The organism is Bradyrhizobium sp. LHD-71 (assembly GCF_031157255.1).
Lineage (GTDB): Bacteria > Pseudomonadota > Alphaproteobacteria > Rhizobiales > Xanthobacteraceae > P52-10.
Genome location: NZ_JAVIFX010000004.1, coordinates 118046 through 132298, shown reverse-complemented (window position 1 = coordinate 132298; position 14253 = coordinate 118046). Strand labels below are relative to the sequence as shown.

The 14253-nt window shown below is 61.9% G+C and carries 13 protein-coding genes; 4 read left to right on the top strand and 9 right to left on the bottom strand.

From position 1 onward, the window contains the following. The first annotated feature begins 64 nt into the window (after positions 1-64). Positions 65-1249: an acyl-CoA dehydrogenase family protein gene (locus tag RCO31_RS05255; RefSeq protein ID WP_308967186.1), complete on the top strand. Its 1185-nt coding sequence runs from the start codon at positions 65-67 to the stop codon at positions 1247-1249. 58 nt (positions 1250-1307) lie between these two features. Continuing rightward, on the top strand, positions 1308-2447 hold the full coding sequence (locus tag RCO31_RS05250; protein ID WP_308967185.1) for an acyl-CoA dehydrogenase family protein: 1140 nt from the start codon (positions 1308-1310) through the stop codon (positions 2445-2447). Between the two features lie 113 nt (positions 2448-2560). Here RCO31_RS05250 and RCO31_RS05245 read toward each other — a convergent pair whose 3' ends face one another. The 6 genes from RCO31_RS05245 to RCO31_RS05220 all read right to left on the bottom strand — a co-directional run bounded on the left by RCO31_RS05245 (position 2561) and on the right by RCO31_RS05220 (position 9075). Further along, positions 2561-3082, bottom strand: a complete 522-nt coding sequence (locus tag RCO31_RS05245; protein WP_308967184.1) for a VOC family protein — start codon at positions 3080-3082, stop codon at positions 2561-2563. A gap of 79 nt (positions 3083-3161) precedes the next feature. Beyond that, positions 3162-4742: a carboxylesterase/lipase family protein gene (locus RCO31_RS05240; protein ID WP_308967183.1), complete on the bottom strand. Its 1581-nt coding sequence runs from the start codon at positions 4740-4742 to the stop codon at positions 3162-3164. A gap of 432 nt (positions 4743-5174) precedes the next feature. Beyond that, complete coding sequence (locus tag RCO31_RS05235) at positions 5175-6137, bottom strand: PDR/VanB family oxidoreductase (RefSeq protein WP_308967182.1); 963 nt, start codon at positions 6135-6137, stop codon at positions 5175-5177. A 13-nt stretch (positions 6138-6150) separates the two neighbouring features. Then, positions 6151-7470, bottom strand: coding sequence for a Rieske 2Fe-2S domain-containing protein (locus RCO31_RS05230; protein WP_308967181.1), 1320 nt, complete (start codon positions 7468-7470; stop codon positions 6151-6153). Between the two features lie 22 nt (positions 7471-7492). Continuing rightward, positions 7493-7840, bottom strand: a complete 348-nt coding sequence (locus RCO31_RS05225) for a hypothetical protein (RefSeq protein WP_308967180.1) — start codon at positions 7838-7840, stop codon at positions 7493-7495. Positions 7841-7857: 17 nt separating this feature from the next. After that, the gene (locus RCO31_RS05220; RefSeq protein WP_308967179.1) at positions 7858-9075 is read right to left on the bottom strand and encodes a CoA transferase; all 1218 of its coding nucleotides are present in this window, start codon (positions 9073-9075) and stop codon (positions 7858-7860) included. A gap of 234 nt (positions 9076-9309) precedes the next feature. On the opposite strand from RCO31_RS05220, the gene RCO31_RS05215 reads away from it, so the two are divergent. After that, entirely contained in the window at positions 9310-10095 is a 786-nt protein-coding gene (locus RCO31_RS05215; protein WP_308967178.1) for an FCD domain-containing protein, read from the top strand. Positions 10096-10123: 28 nt separating this feature from the next. Here RCO31_RS05215 and RCO31_RS05210 read toward each other — a convergent pair whose 3' ends face one another. From RCO31_RS05210 to RCO31_RS05200, 3 genes are read right to left on the bottom strand one after another with little or no spacing between them, the layout of a single operon-like run. Further along, positions 10124-11011 carry a CoA-transferase gene (locus RCO31_RS05210; RefSeq protein ID WP_308967177.1) on the bottom strand — a complete coding sequence of 296 codons (888 nt, stop codon included), beginning with the start codon at positions 11009-11011 and terminating at the stop codon, positions 10124-10126. Positions 11012-11013: 2 nt separating this feature from the next. Beyond that, on the bottom strand, positions 11014-12165 hold the full coding sequence (locus tag RCO31_RS05205; protein ID WP_308967176.1) for an acyl-CoA dehydrogenase family protein: 1152 nt from the start codon (positions 12163-12165) through the stop codon (positions 11014-11016). Next, positions 12162-13001, bottom strand: coding sequence for a CoA-transferase (locus RCO31_RS05200; RefSeq protein WP_308967175.1), 840 nt, complete (start codon positions 12999-13001; stop codon positions 12162-12164). The genes RCO31_RS05205 and RCO31_RS05200 overlap by 4 nt, the downstream gene beginning before the upstream one ends. Before the next feature lie 258 nt (positions 13002-13259). Between RCO31_RS05200 and RCO31_RS05195 the strand changes: the two genes are divergently transcribed. Beyond that, on the top strand, positions 13260-14228 hold the full coding sequence (locus RCO31_RS05195) for a tripartite tricarboxylate transporter substrate binding protein (RefSeq protein ID WP_308967174.1): 969 nt from the start codon (positions 13260-13262) through the stop codon (positions 14226-14228). Positions 14229-14253 lie beyond the last annotated feature (25 nt).

The following is a 14253-nucleotide window of genomic DNA, read 5'->3' as shown; positions in this document are numbered from 1 at the left end:
CGAAGACGACATCCGGGCACGCCGTTAGATCGGCGATCCGTGATCAAGCAAATGGAAACGCGCCATGACCGATCTGGAAGGTTTTCGCCGGGAAACCCGCGACTGGCTCGAAAAAAATTGCCCACCGGAGATGCGCCGACCGATGGTGGTCGAGAGTGATACGTTCTGGGGCGGCCGCAATGCGACCTATCAATCGGATGCGCAGCGCGTCTGGTTCGAGCGAATGCGCGACAAGAAATGGATCGTACCGCACTGGCCGGCAGAGTATGGCGGCGGCGGGCTTGATCCGGAGCGTGCCAAGGTCGTGCGTGAGGAGATGGCGGCGATCAACGCGCGCCCACCGCTGCGCTCGTTCGGCATCATGATGCTCGGGCCGGCGCTGTTGAAGTTCGGCACCGAGGAGCAGAAGCGCGAGCACATCCCGAAGATCCTGTCCGGAGAGATCCGCTGGTGCCAAGGCTACTCCGAGCCGAATTCCGGCTCTGATCTCGCATCGCTGCAGACGCGTGCCGATCTTGACGGCGACCATTACGTCGTCAATGGCCAGAAGATCTGGACCTCATACGCCAACAAGGCCGACTGGATCTTCTGTCTCACGCGCACCGATTTCTCGGCAAAGAAGCATGAAGGCATCACCTTCCTGCTGTTCGACATGACGACGCCGGGCGTGACGACCAAGCCTATCCTGTTGATCTCGGGCTATTCGCCGTTCTGCGAAACGTTCTTCGACAATGTGCGTGTGCCGAAGAAGAACGCGCTTGGCACGGTGAACAAGGGTTGGGACGTCGCCAAGTACGTGTTGCAGTTCGAACGCGACTCGATCAGCGGCATCGGTGATCGTGGCGCCAAGCGCGCCATGAGCGAAATCGCACTGAACTCTGTCGGTGCGAACGAAAAGGGGCATCTCGCCGATCCGCTGCTGCGTTCACAGCTCGCAAATTTCGAGGTCGACGAGGTTGCCTTCCAGTTCGCCTCAGAGCGCGCGTCGGACCAGGTGAAGACCGGCCAGGCGCACCCTGCCTTCTCGTCGGCCATGAAGTACTACGGCTCGGAGCTGAACAAGCGCCGGCACGAACTGTTCATGTCGATGGGCGGCAGTGACGCGCTGGAATGGGAAAGCGAGCGTTCACAGAACGGGCAGACCGCGCGTACCTGGTTGCGCACCAAGGCGAACTCGATCGAGGGCGGCACCAGCGAAGTCATGCTCGGTATCGTCGCGAAGCGGATACTCAATCTTCCAGGCGCGTGACGGCCCCGCCGCACGCCCCTATATGATCGTCCTTTAGAAGAAAGCAGCCGGTTGACCCATGGCCCTCGTCCTGAATGAAGAACAAACGCTGTTGCGGGACAGCGCGCGAAGCCTGATCTCGGACAAGGCACCGGTCTCGCACTTCCGTGCCCTGCGCGACTCAAAGGACAAGGACGGGTTCTCCCGCGACCTCTGGAAGACATTCAGTGAGATGGGCTTTACGGGTCTGCTTGTACCGGAGGAGTTCGGCGGCTCGGGTCTGGGCTGCGTCGAGGCTGGAATTGTCGCCGAGGAGATCGGCCACACGCTGCTCCCGTCCCCATTCCTGGCGTCGTCGGTCCTGGCCGCATCGGCGCTGCAGCGAGCCGGCAGCAAGGCCCAGAAGGCGGAATATCTGCCGAAGATTGCCGACGGGTCCGCGATCGGTTCACTCGCCGTCGACGAGGGCGGCAAACACCGTCCGCACGCCATCACGCTAAAGGCTGTGCGCTCCGGTAACGGCTTCAAGCTGAACGGCGCCAAGGCCTTCGTCGTTGACGGCCACGTCGCCGACATACTGATCGTCGCGGCGCGGACCGCAGGCGCCGATGATGACCCGAAAGGCATCACGTTGTTCCTGGTCGACCCCAGGGCCAAAGGCGTGCAGATTGAGCGCACGATCATGGTCGATGCCCATAATGCGGCGCGGATCGCATTCAAGGATACGGAAGTGACGGCAGACAACGTCCTTGGCGAGCTCGATCAGGGCAGTGCCGTGCTCGACGGCGTCTTGAATATCGGCCGCGCTGTAGTCGCGTCGGAGATGCTCGGTGCCGGCGACGAAGCGTTTTCCCGGACTGTGCAGTATCTGAAAGAACGCAAGCAGTTCGGCAAGCTGATCGGCGAATTCCAGGCCCTGCAGCACCGTATCTCGCATCTCTACGTCGAGCTGGAAATCACGCGCGCCGCCGTGCTGAAGGCGCTGCAGATGCTGGACGAGGATTTCGACAATGCGGCGCCGATCGTTTCCGTGGCCAAGGCACGCGCCGGCACGACCGGAACGCTGGCTGTCCAGGAAGGCCTGCAGATGCATGGTGGCATCGGCATGACCGATCAGTTCGATATCGGTCTGTTCATGAAACGTATGCGTGTCTGCCAGGAGCTGTTCGGCGATTCCAATTTTCACGCCAACCGCGTGGCCGAGCTCCGGGCGTATTGATACGTCATTGCCAGCGCAGCGAAGCAATCCAGTCGGCGATAGCGACAGATGTCGTGCTGGATGCTTCGTCGCTTAGCCTCCTCGCGACGACGGCATGAGCGCCTCGTTAAGACCTAGCTCACCGCCGGCTCGCGCAGCAGATCATCGACGTCGAGTTTGCGGGTGAACATTTTTAGCTCGCCCTGCTCGTTGACCGGCCAGCGCTCGCGCGGCCGATCCCAGTAAAGCTCGACGCCGTTCTCGTCGGGATCGCGCAGGTACAGCGCCTCGCTGACCCCGTGATCGCTGGCGCCGTCGAGCGGGATGCCGGCGGCGAGCACCCGGCGTAGCGCGTCCGCGAGTTCGGCACGCGTTGGGTAGAGGATCGCGGTGTGGAACAGCCCGGTCGTCCCGCGCGGCGGCGGCGAGCCGCCACGGCTTTCCCAGGTGTTGAGGCCGATGTGATGATGGTAGCCGCCGGCAGAGACGAACGCGGCTTCGGATCCGTAGCGTTGCATCAGCGCGAAGCCGAGCACATCGCAATAGAAGCCGAGGGCGCGATCGAGATCGGCGACTTTGAGATGGATGTGGCCGATCCGCGCGCCGGCGGCGATCGGTCGGGTACTGCCTTCAGGCGATTCGATCGGTTTGAGCATGGCGTCCTCATCGGTTTCGGCTTCTGCTCAATCTGTTTGTTCGGAGCCGCCAGATCAACCATCTCCCAGCATCGTGACGTCAGCGGTAAAATTTGGCCGATAACTCCCGTCCCACGCGATGCGGATCCGAGACGGTCCGGCACACCCGATCGATCAGCATGGTCTCGCGCTGCGCCAGCGAATAGGCGGGCCAGTGCGGCAACCCGTTGCCGTTCGGATTGCCTTGCCTCGCAAAATTCACCCAGTAAGCCATGGCTTGCCGCGAGACCTCGTGCCGGTCGGGAGCGTCGCAGACGATCTCCGGCGTGAGATCGACGGTGCCGAACACGAACGGAATCTCCAGCGTATGCGTGGCACCGAGCATTCCGTTCAGTGCAGGCGATTTCCAGGTGAAAAGATATTTGTAAAGCGGTGCGGCGTTCTGCTTCACCTTCAACTCGGCGGCATGGATCGTGCCCATACGAAAGTGAAGGTCGCTGCGGATGTGGCAATACACTTCGACAGGCTGGGCCGTTGGGTTCGCGCGCGCGTAGGCTGCAAACAGCTGCTCTGCTTCCTGCGCTCCGACACCCGCGAAACGTCCGGCCTCGGCCACGAGCTCGTCGCGTGACAGCGAGAACAGGCGCATGTCAGTGGTCATGGAGAATGTCGCTTCGGCCTCGCACGTTCCCATCAGCAGCGGAATGTCGGCCGAGACCGTCGGAGCCGCATCATGGAACGGTCGCTCGAACAACGTGCGCCCGTCCGTCACAGGGCGGAAATAGTCGTTGCCGTTCTCGCTGCGCGTCACCGCGCTCATCCCCTCGAGCAGCCTGTCCCTCGGCACGTATGCAAGTTCGCCGAGGCTGCTTTTGTTGATGCCGAGTTGCTCAAGAACCTTGTCAGCCGCCCGCGCTGCGCCGTTCGGATCGATGGCCCGGAAACCGGCGCTCTGGATGATGGCCTTGTGAAACAATCCTCGTGCGGCGGGCATCGCCATCAGATAGGCGACCTTCGCGCCGCCGCCGGATTCCCCGAAGATCGTGACGTTGTCCGGATCGCCGCCAAAGCCTTCGATGTTGTCGCTCACCCATTCCAGCGCCGCGACGAGGTCGAGCATGCCGCAATTGCCGGCGTCGGCAAACCGCTCGTCATTGAACGCGCCAAGAAACAGATGGCCGAAGATGTTCAGCCGGTGATTGACGGTGACGACGACGACATCGCCGTCGCGCGCAAGGGATGTTCCATCAAAACCGGGCGCGGTGCCGGAGCCGTTGGCAAACGCGCCACCGTGCAGCCAGATCATCACCGGCCGCTTCGTGTTATCGTTTACTGATGACGTGAAGACATTCAGCGAAAGGCAATCCTCGCTGACGGGGAGGTCGGCTGCCCAATACCACTTGTACACGTCGTGGATCGGTGGCGGCCCTGCCGGAAAGTTGCCCGGCATCTGGTTGTGAAACTGCGGCGCAGAAGGTCCATAGCTCGTGGCGTCTTGAATTCCCGTCCACGCGCTTACAGGTTGCGGTGGCATGAAGCGCAAGAGGCCTTCGGTTGCTTCGCCGTAACGCACACCTTTGAATTGATGCACGCCGTTGGAAACGATGCCTCGCAGACGTCCCGCTGTGGTCTCGACGATTGCGCCCTCGGCGATTTCAGAGTGCGCCGTTGCCGAACTCATCTGGTCTCTCCGTCGTCTTCCTCCGCCGGTTCGCGGATCATGAAATCTATCAGGCGATCAAAAAGCGAACGTCATAAATCATGCGGGCGCCAATCGGAATTCGGCAAACGCTGTCAAGTGATGAACAGCCGTATCCCATAAGCCACAGCGGCGACCGTTGCGACTCCTGTAAGCCAGAGGCCGCCGAACCATAGCAGTCGCGAAATGAGGGAGCGATGGTTATCGGGCTGCGGCATTGTCGGAGCAGCTCCAGATTATGAGAGCGTCATGCGCGCGAGGACAGCCGTCCAGTAGTCGGGAGCGGTTCGATTCTATCTCAGAAGCAGGGAGCGGCGAATGGAGAATAGTAAAAGTAGCACGACAGGCCGCATGCAACGCCGTTCGTGCAGGTCTGTCGTGCAAACTGGCGCCCGCGACTGCCCGCGCGTTGGTTCAGAGATCGAGAATCAGCAGTGGGGTTTGTGAGCCCGAACAGCAGATCATGATCTGCTTGTTCGCGGCGCGCTCCTCGTCGGTCAGGTAGACGTCGCGGTGATCCGGTATGCCCTGGATGACCTGCGTCTCGCATGTGCCACAGGTTCCTTCGCCGCAGGCATACGGTACGTTCACGCCGGCGTCGAGCAGGGCATGAAGGATCGTCTGCCCGGGCAGGACCGTGACCGTCCGGCCGGACCTGCGGAGCTGCACGTCGAAGCCGCCCGTGGTCGCGGCTTCTTCCTTCGGTGAGAAGTATTCAAGGTGGACGGTATGAGGCTGCCTGTTGCTCGCAACCTGCTTGAAGGTGTCGAGCATCGGCAGCGGTCCGCAGCAATAGAGGTGCGCACCTTCGGTCGCGTTCGAGACAATCGCCTGGATATCCAGCGCACCACCGCCGGCTTCCTGATCAAAGACGATGTTGACCTTGCCATGTGACGACCGAACCAGAGTGTCGATCTCATCCAGAAAGGCAGCGTCGCGTCGCGTGCGAGAGGCATAGTGAATGAACCAGCGGCGTCCGAGGGTGACGGCTCTTCTGATCATCGACAGGATCGGCGTGATGCCGATCCCGCCCGCGATGAAGATGGAGGGATGGTCGCCCTCGTCGAAACAGAAATTGTTGCGGGGTCCGCAAAGTGTCAGCGCCTCGCCGGCCTTGAGATTGTCGTGTATGTGGGCCGATCCCCCGCGCCCTGCCTCCTCGCGCTTAACGGCGATCACATAGCGATGCCGTTCTGACGGGTCGTTGATCAGCGAATAGCTTCGGACCGATCCTTCGGCGAGATGAAGATCGATGTGTGCGCCTGCCGTGAAGGCGGGAAGATGATCGCCGTCTACGGCGTGCAGCGTGTACGAATTGATCCGATCGGTCTCGAACGTGATCTGCTTGACGAAGACCTGGACGGATGTTTCGGCCATGAGTCGAGGACGATCAAAGCTTGTAGCCAAAGTCAGCACCGAGCCGCGCGCGCATGTGCTCGCGTCCGGCGTCGACCCACGATGCGCTTTCCGGAAGGGTAAGAGAGACCGCGCGCACCATGAATAGGTCCGGATCGTCAACTCCGGCCGGCTTCACGCCGCGATCGCGAAAGGCCGCGGCGGCCTCCAGAAGCACGCGCCGGGACATGGCGATGCCGGCGTCGCTCGCGCTGAGATGCTCCTTGGTTCGATCGAAAATCGGACGGGTGCCGCTCTGACAGGCAGCGTCCTGCACCCACAGTCCGGGCAGGCCGGAAAACCAGGTCTCCACCTGACTTTGATAGTCGAACTGGAAGCCGTTCTCCGGAGTGAATTTCGTCCAGTAATCGGCGAACGGTACCACCGGGTCTTTCTTGGCAAATGCGTTCAAGCTGGCATGTCCCGTCTCACGTCCCTCATGCCCTTGCTCAAAGATTTGCCGCGTTCGCGGCGCCAAAGGTTGCGAAGGATGATAGGAGAACATCAGGCAGATCGTGTGAGTGTCATCCATTGGCACCCAGGCATGGCCGCTGAGATCTGGAAACTTCGATTGCGGCGGCACGAGGGTATAGAAGGGCATGATGAACTGGTTGACCCTCCAATAGAGATTGCTTTCACCGAGCCTGCGACGTGCGGCGATGCTCATGCCGAAGTCCTGCCGGACGCACTCGAATGTCGGTTTGAGATCGCGCTTCGCCAGCCAGGCATTGACTTGCCCTTTCTCGTCGAGCCTGCCGTGCAGGATCGGTGCGTGGGCCGAATCGATTTCGCCCTCCAGCGCCTGCAGCCAGTTGCATTCCTGAATGCGGATCGAGAGCTTGACGTTCTCCTCCGGAACGAGATTCCATTCCATATTCGGCAGCGGAGGCGGAGCTTCGGATTGCGGTCCCATGTAGGTCCAGATGACCCCGTTTCGCTCGCGGCATGGGTAAGCCGTGATCTTGACCTTGTCCTTGATCCGGCTCTTCGGCGGTTCGGCCGGCACATCAGTGATCGCGCCGGTCACGTCGTATTTCCAGCCGTGATAGACACAACGCAGTCCGCAATCCTCGTTGCGGCCAAACATCATCGGCGCGCCGCGATGCGCGCACGCATTGGCAACGAGACCGACGCGGCCCTGTGAATCGCGAAAGGCGACCAGGTCCTCGCCGAGCAGCATCACGCGCTTGGGTTGGCCGTCCGCCATGAGATCCTTCGACAGCATGAACGGGACCCAGTAAAGGCGGAAGAGGGCGCCCATGGGCGTCGCGGGCCCGGTGCGCACCAGCAGTTCATTGTCCTGATGGGACAGCATCTCGTCCTCCCTCGGCGAAAGATCAGGCCGGACTGATCGTCGCAGCCGTGTTGTTGCGAATGCATTGGATGATCTCGGTCGGCACATCGCTCTGTTCGGCGATCCAGAGCGGATCAGTCGAACCGAGCGGCGGCCGCGGCATTGGCGGAACTTTCCCTTCCGCGAGCAGGCGCGCGACGATGATGATGCGCTGCCTTTCAAGCTGACGCAGCGCCGCCTCCAGGAGCGGCGATTGCGCTGAGCAGTCCGGCAGTTCCGGATACGACACCTGGTTGATCCAGATGCCAGGCGACAGTTCGACCAGACGCGCCTCGAGCAGATAGGGGACGCTGAGATAGTCGCAGAGCTGCATCTGTCCGGCGTTCGCCATCGCGATATGAACCTTTGCTACGCCTTGCGGATGACACCCGCCGCCTCGAGGGCACCGATCTTCGCGCTGTCGTACTGGAGCGTGTCGGCGAGCACATCTCGGGTGTGCTGTCCCAGCGTCGGGGCGGCGCGCGGCGGCACCACAGGTGTGCTGCCAAACCGCAGCGGTGAAGCAATATTCGGAATCTCGCCTGCGGTCGGGTGGGGGATATGGCTGACCAGCTTTCGCAGTGCCATCTCCTCCGACTGGAACGCCTCCGCCACGGTGCGGACCGCGGCAACAGGAACGCCGGCCTCACGCAGTCTCGGCAGCCACGACGCGCGATCCTGCTTGCCGAGCTCGCCGTCGATGATCGCGGCAAGCTTCTGCCGATTGCGCGCACGATCCGCATTCGTGCTGAAATCAGCATGATCGGCCAGATCGGCGCGCTGCAGTGCGCTGACCAGTCGTTGATAGGTGCGGTCGTTCGCGCAAGCGATGTACAGCGGACCGTCGGCGGCATTGAACACTCCGGTTGGGGCGCTGTCGGCGCTGTTGTTGCCGAAACGGGTCGGGTTCTTGCCGCTCACAAGATAATTCATGGCGTGAAAGCCAAGCATCAGGGTCGCCACGTCGAACAGGCACACCTCGGCTCGTTGCCCGCGCCCGGTTCGCTCCCGCGCTGTGAGCGCACCGAGTGTCGCGATGGTGGCCATCATCCCGGTCGAAATATCCATGACGGCAGGCCCCGTGCGCATCTCGGGCCCGTCCGGAAATCCGTTGAGCGACATGAAGCCGGTTTCCGCCTGGATCATCGGATCGAAGCCGGCGCGTCCGGCCAACGCACCTTCGCGGCCGTAGGCGGATATGCTGCAGTAGATCAGGCGCGGATTGATCTCCGATAGAGCAGGGTAGCCGAGCCCGAACCGCTCCATGACTCCGGACGAGAAATTCTCCACCAGAACGTCCGCCGAGGCGATCAACTGCCGGGCGATCTCGATCCCCTCCTCCTGCTTCAGGTCAAGCGCCAGTCCGAGCTTGTTGCGATTGGTCCAGAGAAACGCGGAGGACTGGCCTTCCAGCTGCGGCGGGAAGCGGCGGAGGTCGTCGCCTGCGGCGACGTTCTCGATCTTGATGACCTCGGCTCCCATGTCTGCAAGCAGCATCGTGCAGATCGGCCCGGCGATGAAATGCGAGAAGTCCACGACCCGGATGCCGGCGAGGGGAGCTGCATCGAGACTTTGCTCATTCGTCATGTGATCGACCTCGTTATTCCGGCAATCCGGCAGCAGGGCGTGCGACAACTAAAAATTTTCGGTCGTCCAGGCCGATACCCGCGTTGTCGGCCTATAGGTTCAACCATTCTACATTTGAACGATTATTGGTCAATAACCCGCGCATGCTGTGGGCTTTGCATCGTGGCGATTTGCGGCGAGTCGGCAGCGGCTGCTATATCGGGATAGACCTTTGACTCTTTGGAGAATTTCTCGATGTCCGTTGGCGAACCGCCTCGCTCGGGGACGCCGCCGGCGGCGCCGGCCAAGTTCCGCCGGATCCGATCGTCGCGCGCATTCGATGAAATCGCCGGGCAGATCAGGGAGGAACTGGCCCAGGGGCGGCTGCGCGTGGGTCAACGCCTCCCGTCCGAGCGCGCGATGTCCGAACAGTTCGGCGTGTCACGTAATACGTTGCGAGAGGCGCTGCGTTCACTCGAGCACGCAGGCCTGATCCAGCTGCATAAGGGAGCGCATGGCGGAGCCTTCATCACCGAAGGTGGCGGCCGGGCGATCACGAGCGGCTTGATGGACATGTATCACCTCGGCTCGGTGCAGCCGGAGGAGTTGACCGAAGCGCGCATCTGGCTCGAATCGGTCATTGTCCGCCAGGCTTGCCGCCGCGCCACCAAAGCGGACATCGAGGCGCTCAACCGCAATATCGAGGAAACGCGAGCAGCCGCGTCTGCCGGAAACTTCGCGCTGCGCGCCGAAAAGAACATCGAGTTTCACCGCATCCTGGCCAGGATGACGCGAAATCCGATCATGGTGATCGTAATGAATGGTGTGCTGGACGTCTTGCGGCACTTCATCAGCAAGATCGGAAACTATGACAATGCGTTCGTGCTGCCGTCGCGCGTTCGTTTCGTGAAGCACTTGACCGCCGGCGACGCCGATGCGGCGGTCGCCGAGATGGAGCTTTGCCTGAAGAGGTTGCAGCGAAGCTATTTGTCCCGCATCGAGCAGGAGCCAAAAGCAAAAAAGAGAACTGTACGTGCCTGAATCCGTTTGATCGCTTCAAACGCTCCGGTCAGCGCCCCGCCTCTCCGCCTGACAGCTGCGCCAGGGTTCGCGCGCCGATTCTATCCTGATAGCCGTCTTCGCCCGCGGTGTCGCGTACGTGAGAGGCGATGTAGGCGTCGAACGTCGCCTGGTCGCGGCTGGCTGCGACATAGGCAGCAAGATGCGCCTCGTCCTGCTCGTAAAGACCGGAGCTTGCGCCCGGGTGCGCGCCGAACGGCGATACCACGACGGCATTGACGAAAGCGGATGGAATTTTTGTCAGCCGCGCAGACTGGCGCACAGCGCTCGACGGCACGATGCGGTCGACCAGGCAGATCACATGCTTCGCCGCCTGCGCCATCAGGAGATCGAAGTAGCTGGCGCCGAAATACTGGACATTCCCTTCCTGGTCGGCCTGCTGGCCGTGCAGGAACACGACGTCGGGCTTGATCGCCGGCACTTCCAGCAGCGGGCGGTCGCCGTCCTGCGTCCGCGCGCGCCGATATCCTTCGGGATTGACGCGGGGCAGATCGGTGCCGAGGTCCGGAATAAGCCCGTAGGGCAAGTCGCAGGCCCCGGCGCGCAAGCCTCCAGCAATGCCGGGCCCGTCCATTTCGAGGACCTTGATCGCGCCTGACTGCACCGCGCGCCGGAAATTCGGCGCCAGCCCGAGATGCTCGAAGCTGATGAACACGCAAGCGGTTGTCGTCACGCAGCCGGCGCCGATCAACATGTCCGGCGCAATGCTGCCGGGTGCCGGAACGAGTGTGAGGTCGCGCACGCCTTTGCGGATCAGGCCGCGCACCAGCGCCATCGGCTGGCCATGAAAGATCCAGCCGCCGATACCCAGAGTCATTCCGTTCTGCACAACCGACAGGGCGGCGTCGAGAGAGACGATCTTGCCTGATGACGTCATGATCAATGCCTGAGCATGTGACGCGCGATGATCAGGCGCTGGATCTGGTTGGTGCCTTCGAAGATCTGGTTGATCTTGGCGTCCCGCATGTAGCGTTCGATCGGAAAGTCGCGCATGTAGCCGGCGCCGCCGAAGATCTGTACCGCGTCGGTCGTGACTTTCATCGCGGTGTCGCTGGCAAAGCACTTGACCATCGAGGCCTTGGCCGAAAACCCGTCCCAGTCCTGGCGGTCCGCCATGCGCGTGCAGTCGTAGAGCATACAGCGCGCGGCCTCGGTTTGCATCTGCATGTCGGCGAGCATGAACTGGATGCCCTGAAATTCCGAGATCGAACGACCAAACTGCTTGCGTTCGCGGGCATAGCGCGCCGCGTGATCGATCGCGCCCTGGGCAAGGCCGACGGCCGTGGCGCCGACGGTCGGACGGTTGAGATCAAGGATACGCATGCAGGTCTTGAAGGCCTGGCCTTCGGGGCCGATCATGTTTTCCTCGGGAATGCGCACATTGTCGAAGAAGATCGGTGCATTCGGCACGCCGCGGATGCCCATCTTGCGATCCTCCTTTCCAACGGAGAATCCCTTGGTTGAGGTGTCGAGCAGAAAGGCGGAGATGCCGTCGGTACCCCTACCTTCGCTGGTGCGCGCGAACACAAGGATGAAATGGGCAACGGGGCCGAATGTGATATAGATCTTCGCCCCGTTCAGCACCCAGCTTGCGCCGTCCTTGACTGCGCGCGTCTTCATCGACGAGACATCCGAGCCGGTGTCGGCCTCGGTGATCGCGACTGCGGTCAGGGTGCGGCCTTTTGCGGCGAGGCCGAGATAGTGCCGCTTCTGCTCTTCGGTGCCGAAATTGAGGACTGGCAGGATCAAGCCGAAGGAATTGTTGGCGGCAAGCAATGCCGCCGACTCGGATATCTTCGCGATTTCTTCCTTCACGAGGCAGACCGAAGTCAGGTCGCCGCCGGGGCCGCCGTATTCCTGCGGGACCCACAGTTGCAAAAGGCCCATATCGCCGAAGACCTCGACGAGTTCCTCGGGAAAGCGGCAGGTCTCGTCGATTTCGGATGCGATCGGCGCCACGTGCTTTTCTGCCATGCGGCGTACCTGGTCGCGCAGCAGAAGATGATGTTCCTCAAAATGATAGGTGTTCATCGGACGCCCTTCGAGTTGGCAGCGTGTCTTGATGTCGGCCAGGGAAATTTGCGCGCGAGAACGCCCGTCGAGTCGACCAGCCGCCTCAGTGTGAACAGCTCCTCCGCCGTCGGTGGCACTGTATGCTGCAGCGTTTCAGGTACGAGGAGATCGAAGCCGGTATTGTCGCGGACTTCGTCCAGCGTGACTCCATCGTGCAATGATTTCACGCGCATCGCCTTGTTCGCCGGCTCGAAGTCGAACACCCCGAGCGGGGTCACTACGAGCTTCGGTCCGCCTTCCGGCAGGCCACGGTCGGTGCGGGACGTGCCGCCATCGAGAAAGCCGGCGCCGCAGACAAAATCGACCTTTGGCACGAATGCGCTTCGATCGTGCCGCGTCATCATGATGTAGAACCGGTGCGACAGTCCGCACAGTGCGCTGATGCCGACGGTGCCGGGACCGCGCAGCTTCGGCCGCGCGTGGTCCCCGATGCAAACAGTGTTGATGTTGCCGAAGCGGTCGGTCTGCAGAGCACCAAGGATCGCGAAATCGAAGAAATGGACCTGCCAATCGATGAAATCGATCATCTGCGGCAGATCCATCACCGCTTCTGCAACGGCGATATTCTCTGCATCCGCTGCCGGACGAATGATGCCCTCCGAGGCGTTCGTCATGCCGCCGGGGCCGGATACCCACCACAGATGCGGAGCGTGGCGCTGCCGGGCGAGATTGCATGCGGCGACCTGAATGTCGGAGTTCGTGCCAACGATCGCCCGTTCACCGTCGGCCATGTCGCGCGCCAGCAGCACCGCCAACATCTCGCCCATGGCAGCGTCCGAAGTGGCGATCGGCATGCTGTTTTCCTCCCGGGTTGGTCCGCCTTCTTATTGGTAGGACCAATGGCTGTCAACCGACGGGCATAGGTGTTCGGGAGCCGGGGTTGCTGCGTGAACCTAACAACGGACTTGTCGCGCGCTTGACTCGGGCGATTGCGAGCCATAGCGTCAATGGTTCAACAATTGGTCATATGCAAGAGATTGCCCGCGGGCCTGATCGGCCCGTTGCGCAAGCCGCGATCTCCGCGACCGCAAAGAACGAATGGGAGGGCGTTCATGAGAGGAATCTGGATTGCGCTCTGGTGTGTGGCTTTGACTCTTTGCGCCGCAGGTGAGGCGGATGCGCAGACCTTCCCGACGAAGCCGATCCGTCTTGTCGTTCCTTATCCGGCCGGCGGGTCGACCGATCTCATGGCCCGCATGCTGCAGGAGCCGCTCGCGAAGTTGCTCGGGCAGCCGGTGATTGTCGACAATCGCCCCGGCGCAGCCGGCGCCATTGGTTCGCGCGAGGTCGCCAACGCGCCGGCCGACGGCCACACGCTCGTCTTCTCGAACAACGGTCCGACCTCGATCGCGCCGGCGATGCAGAAGGATGCCGGCTACGACTCGAAAAGCTTTGCGCCGGTGTCTTTGGTTGCGGTCGCGCCGCTGGTGCTGATCGTTCACGCAAGCGTTCCAGTCGAGAACGTTGCCGAGTTCATCAGCTATGCGAAGGCCCAGCCGGGCGGACTGTTCTACAGTTCAGCCGGCCCCGGCTCGCTCGGCCATCTCAGCGCGGAATTGCTCACCGAGCGCGCGGGCATCAAGATGAATCACGTGCCGTACAAGGGGCAGGCGCCGGCCACCATGGCGGTGCTGACCGGCGACGTGAAGGTCTTTTTCAGCACGAGCAATCAGACGTTGAATGACTACGTTCAAGACAAGAAGCTCAAGGTGCTCGGCATTTCGTCGGCTGAGCCGTCTTCGGTGGTGCCCAATGTGCCGTCGATCGGTGAGACCGTAAAAGGCTACGCCGTCGATGTATGGTTCGGAATCCTGGCTCCGTCCAAGACACCGCCGCCGGTCATCGCCAGGCTCAACTCGGCGCTTGTCAGCGTACTTGCGCAGAGCGAGATCAAGGCCAAATTCGCAGCGATCGGGCACGAAGCGAAGAGCAGCACGCCGGAACGGTTTGCAGACATCATTGCAAGCGAAGTTCCCGAATGGGCGAAAATCATCTCGGAGAACAATGTTCGCGCGGAGTAGGGGCGGCCCTGGCAGACCTCTTGCC

Bases quoted from the DNA above. Each gene is read 5' to 3' on its own strand.
- RCO31_RS05195 (WP_308967174.1), top strand. From the start codon at position 13,260: ATGAGAGGAATCTGGATTGCGCTCTGGTGTGTGGCTTTGACTCTTTGC.
- RCO31_RS05245 (WP_308967184.1), bottom strand. From the start codon at position 3,082: ATGCTCAAACCGATCGAATCGCCTGAAGGCAGTACCCGACCGATCGCC.
- RCO31_RS05235 (WP_308967182.1), bottom strand. From the start codon at position 6,137: ATGGCCGAAACATCCGTCCAGGTCTTCGTCAAGCAGATCACGTTCGAG.
- RCO31_RS05255 (WP_308967186.1), top strand. From the start codon at position 65: ATGACCGATCTGGAAGGTTTTCGCCGGGAAACCCGCGACTGGCTCGAA.
- RCO31_RS05225 (WP_308967180.1), bottom strand. From the start codon at position 7,840: ATGGCGAACGCCGGACAGATGCAGCTCTGCGACTATCTCAGCGTCCCC.
- RCO31_RS05220 (WP_308967179.1), bottom strand. From the start codon at position 9,075: ATGACGAATGAGCAAAGTCTCGATGCAGCTCCCCTCGCCGGCATCCGG.
- RCO31_RS05250 (WP_308967185.1), top strand. From the start codon at position 1,308: ATGGCCCTCGTCCTGAATGAAGAACAAACGCTGTTGCGGGACAGCGCG.
- RCO31_RS05205 (WP_308967176.1), bottom strand. From the start codon at position 12,165: ATGAACACCTATCATTTTGAGGAACATCATCTTCTGCTGCGCGACCAG.
- RCO31_RS05240 (WP_308967183.1), bottom strand. From the start codon at position 4,742: ATGAGTTCGGCAACGGCGCACTCTGAAATCGCCGAGGGCGCAATCGTC.
- RCO31_RS05210 (WP_308967177.1), bottom strand. From the start codon at position 11,011: ATGACGTCATCAGGCAAGATCGTCTCTCTCGACGCCGCCCTGTCGGTT.
- RCO31_RS05200 (WP_308967175.1), bottom strand. From the start codon at position 13,001: ATGCCGATCGCCACTTCGGACGCTGCCATGGGCGAGATGTTGGCGGTG.
- RCO31_RS05215 (WP_308967178.1), top strand. From the start codon at position 9,310: ATGTCCGTTGGCGAACCGCCTCGCTCGGGGACGCCGCCGGCGGCGCCG.
- RCO31_RS05230 (WP_308967181.1), bottom strand. From the start codon at position 7,470: ATGCTGTCCCATCAGGACAATGAACTGCTGGTGCGCACCGGGCCCGCG.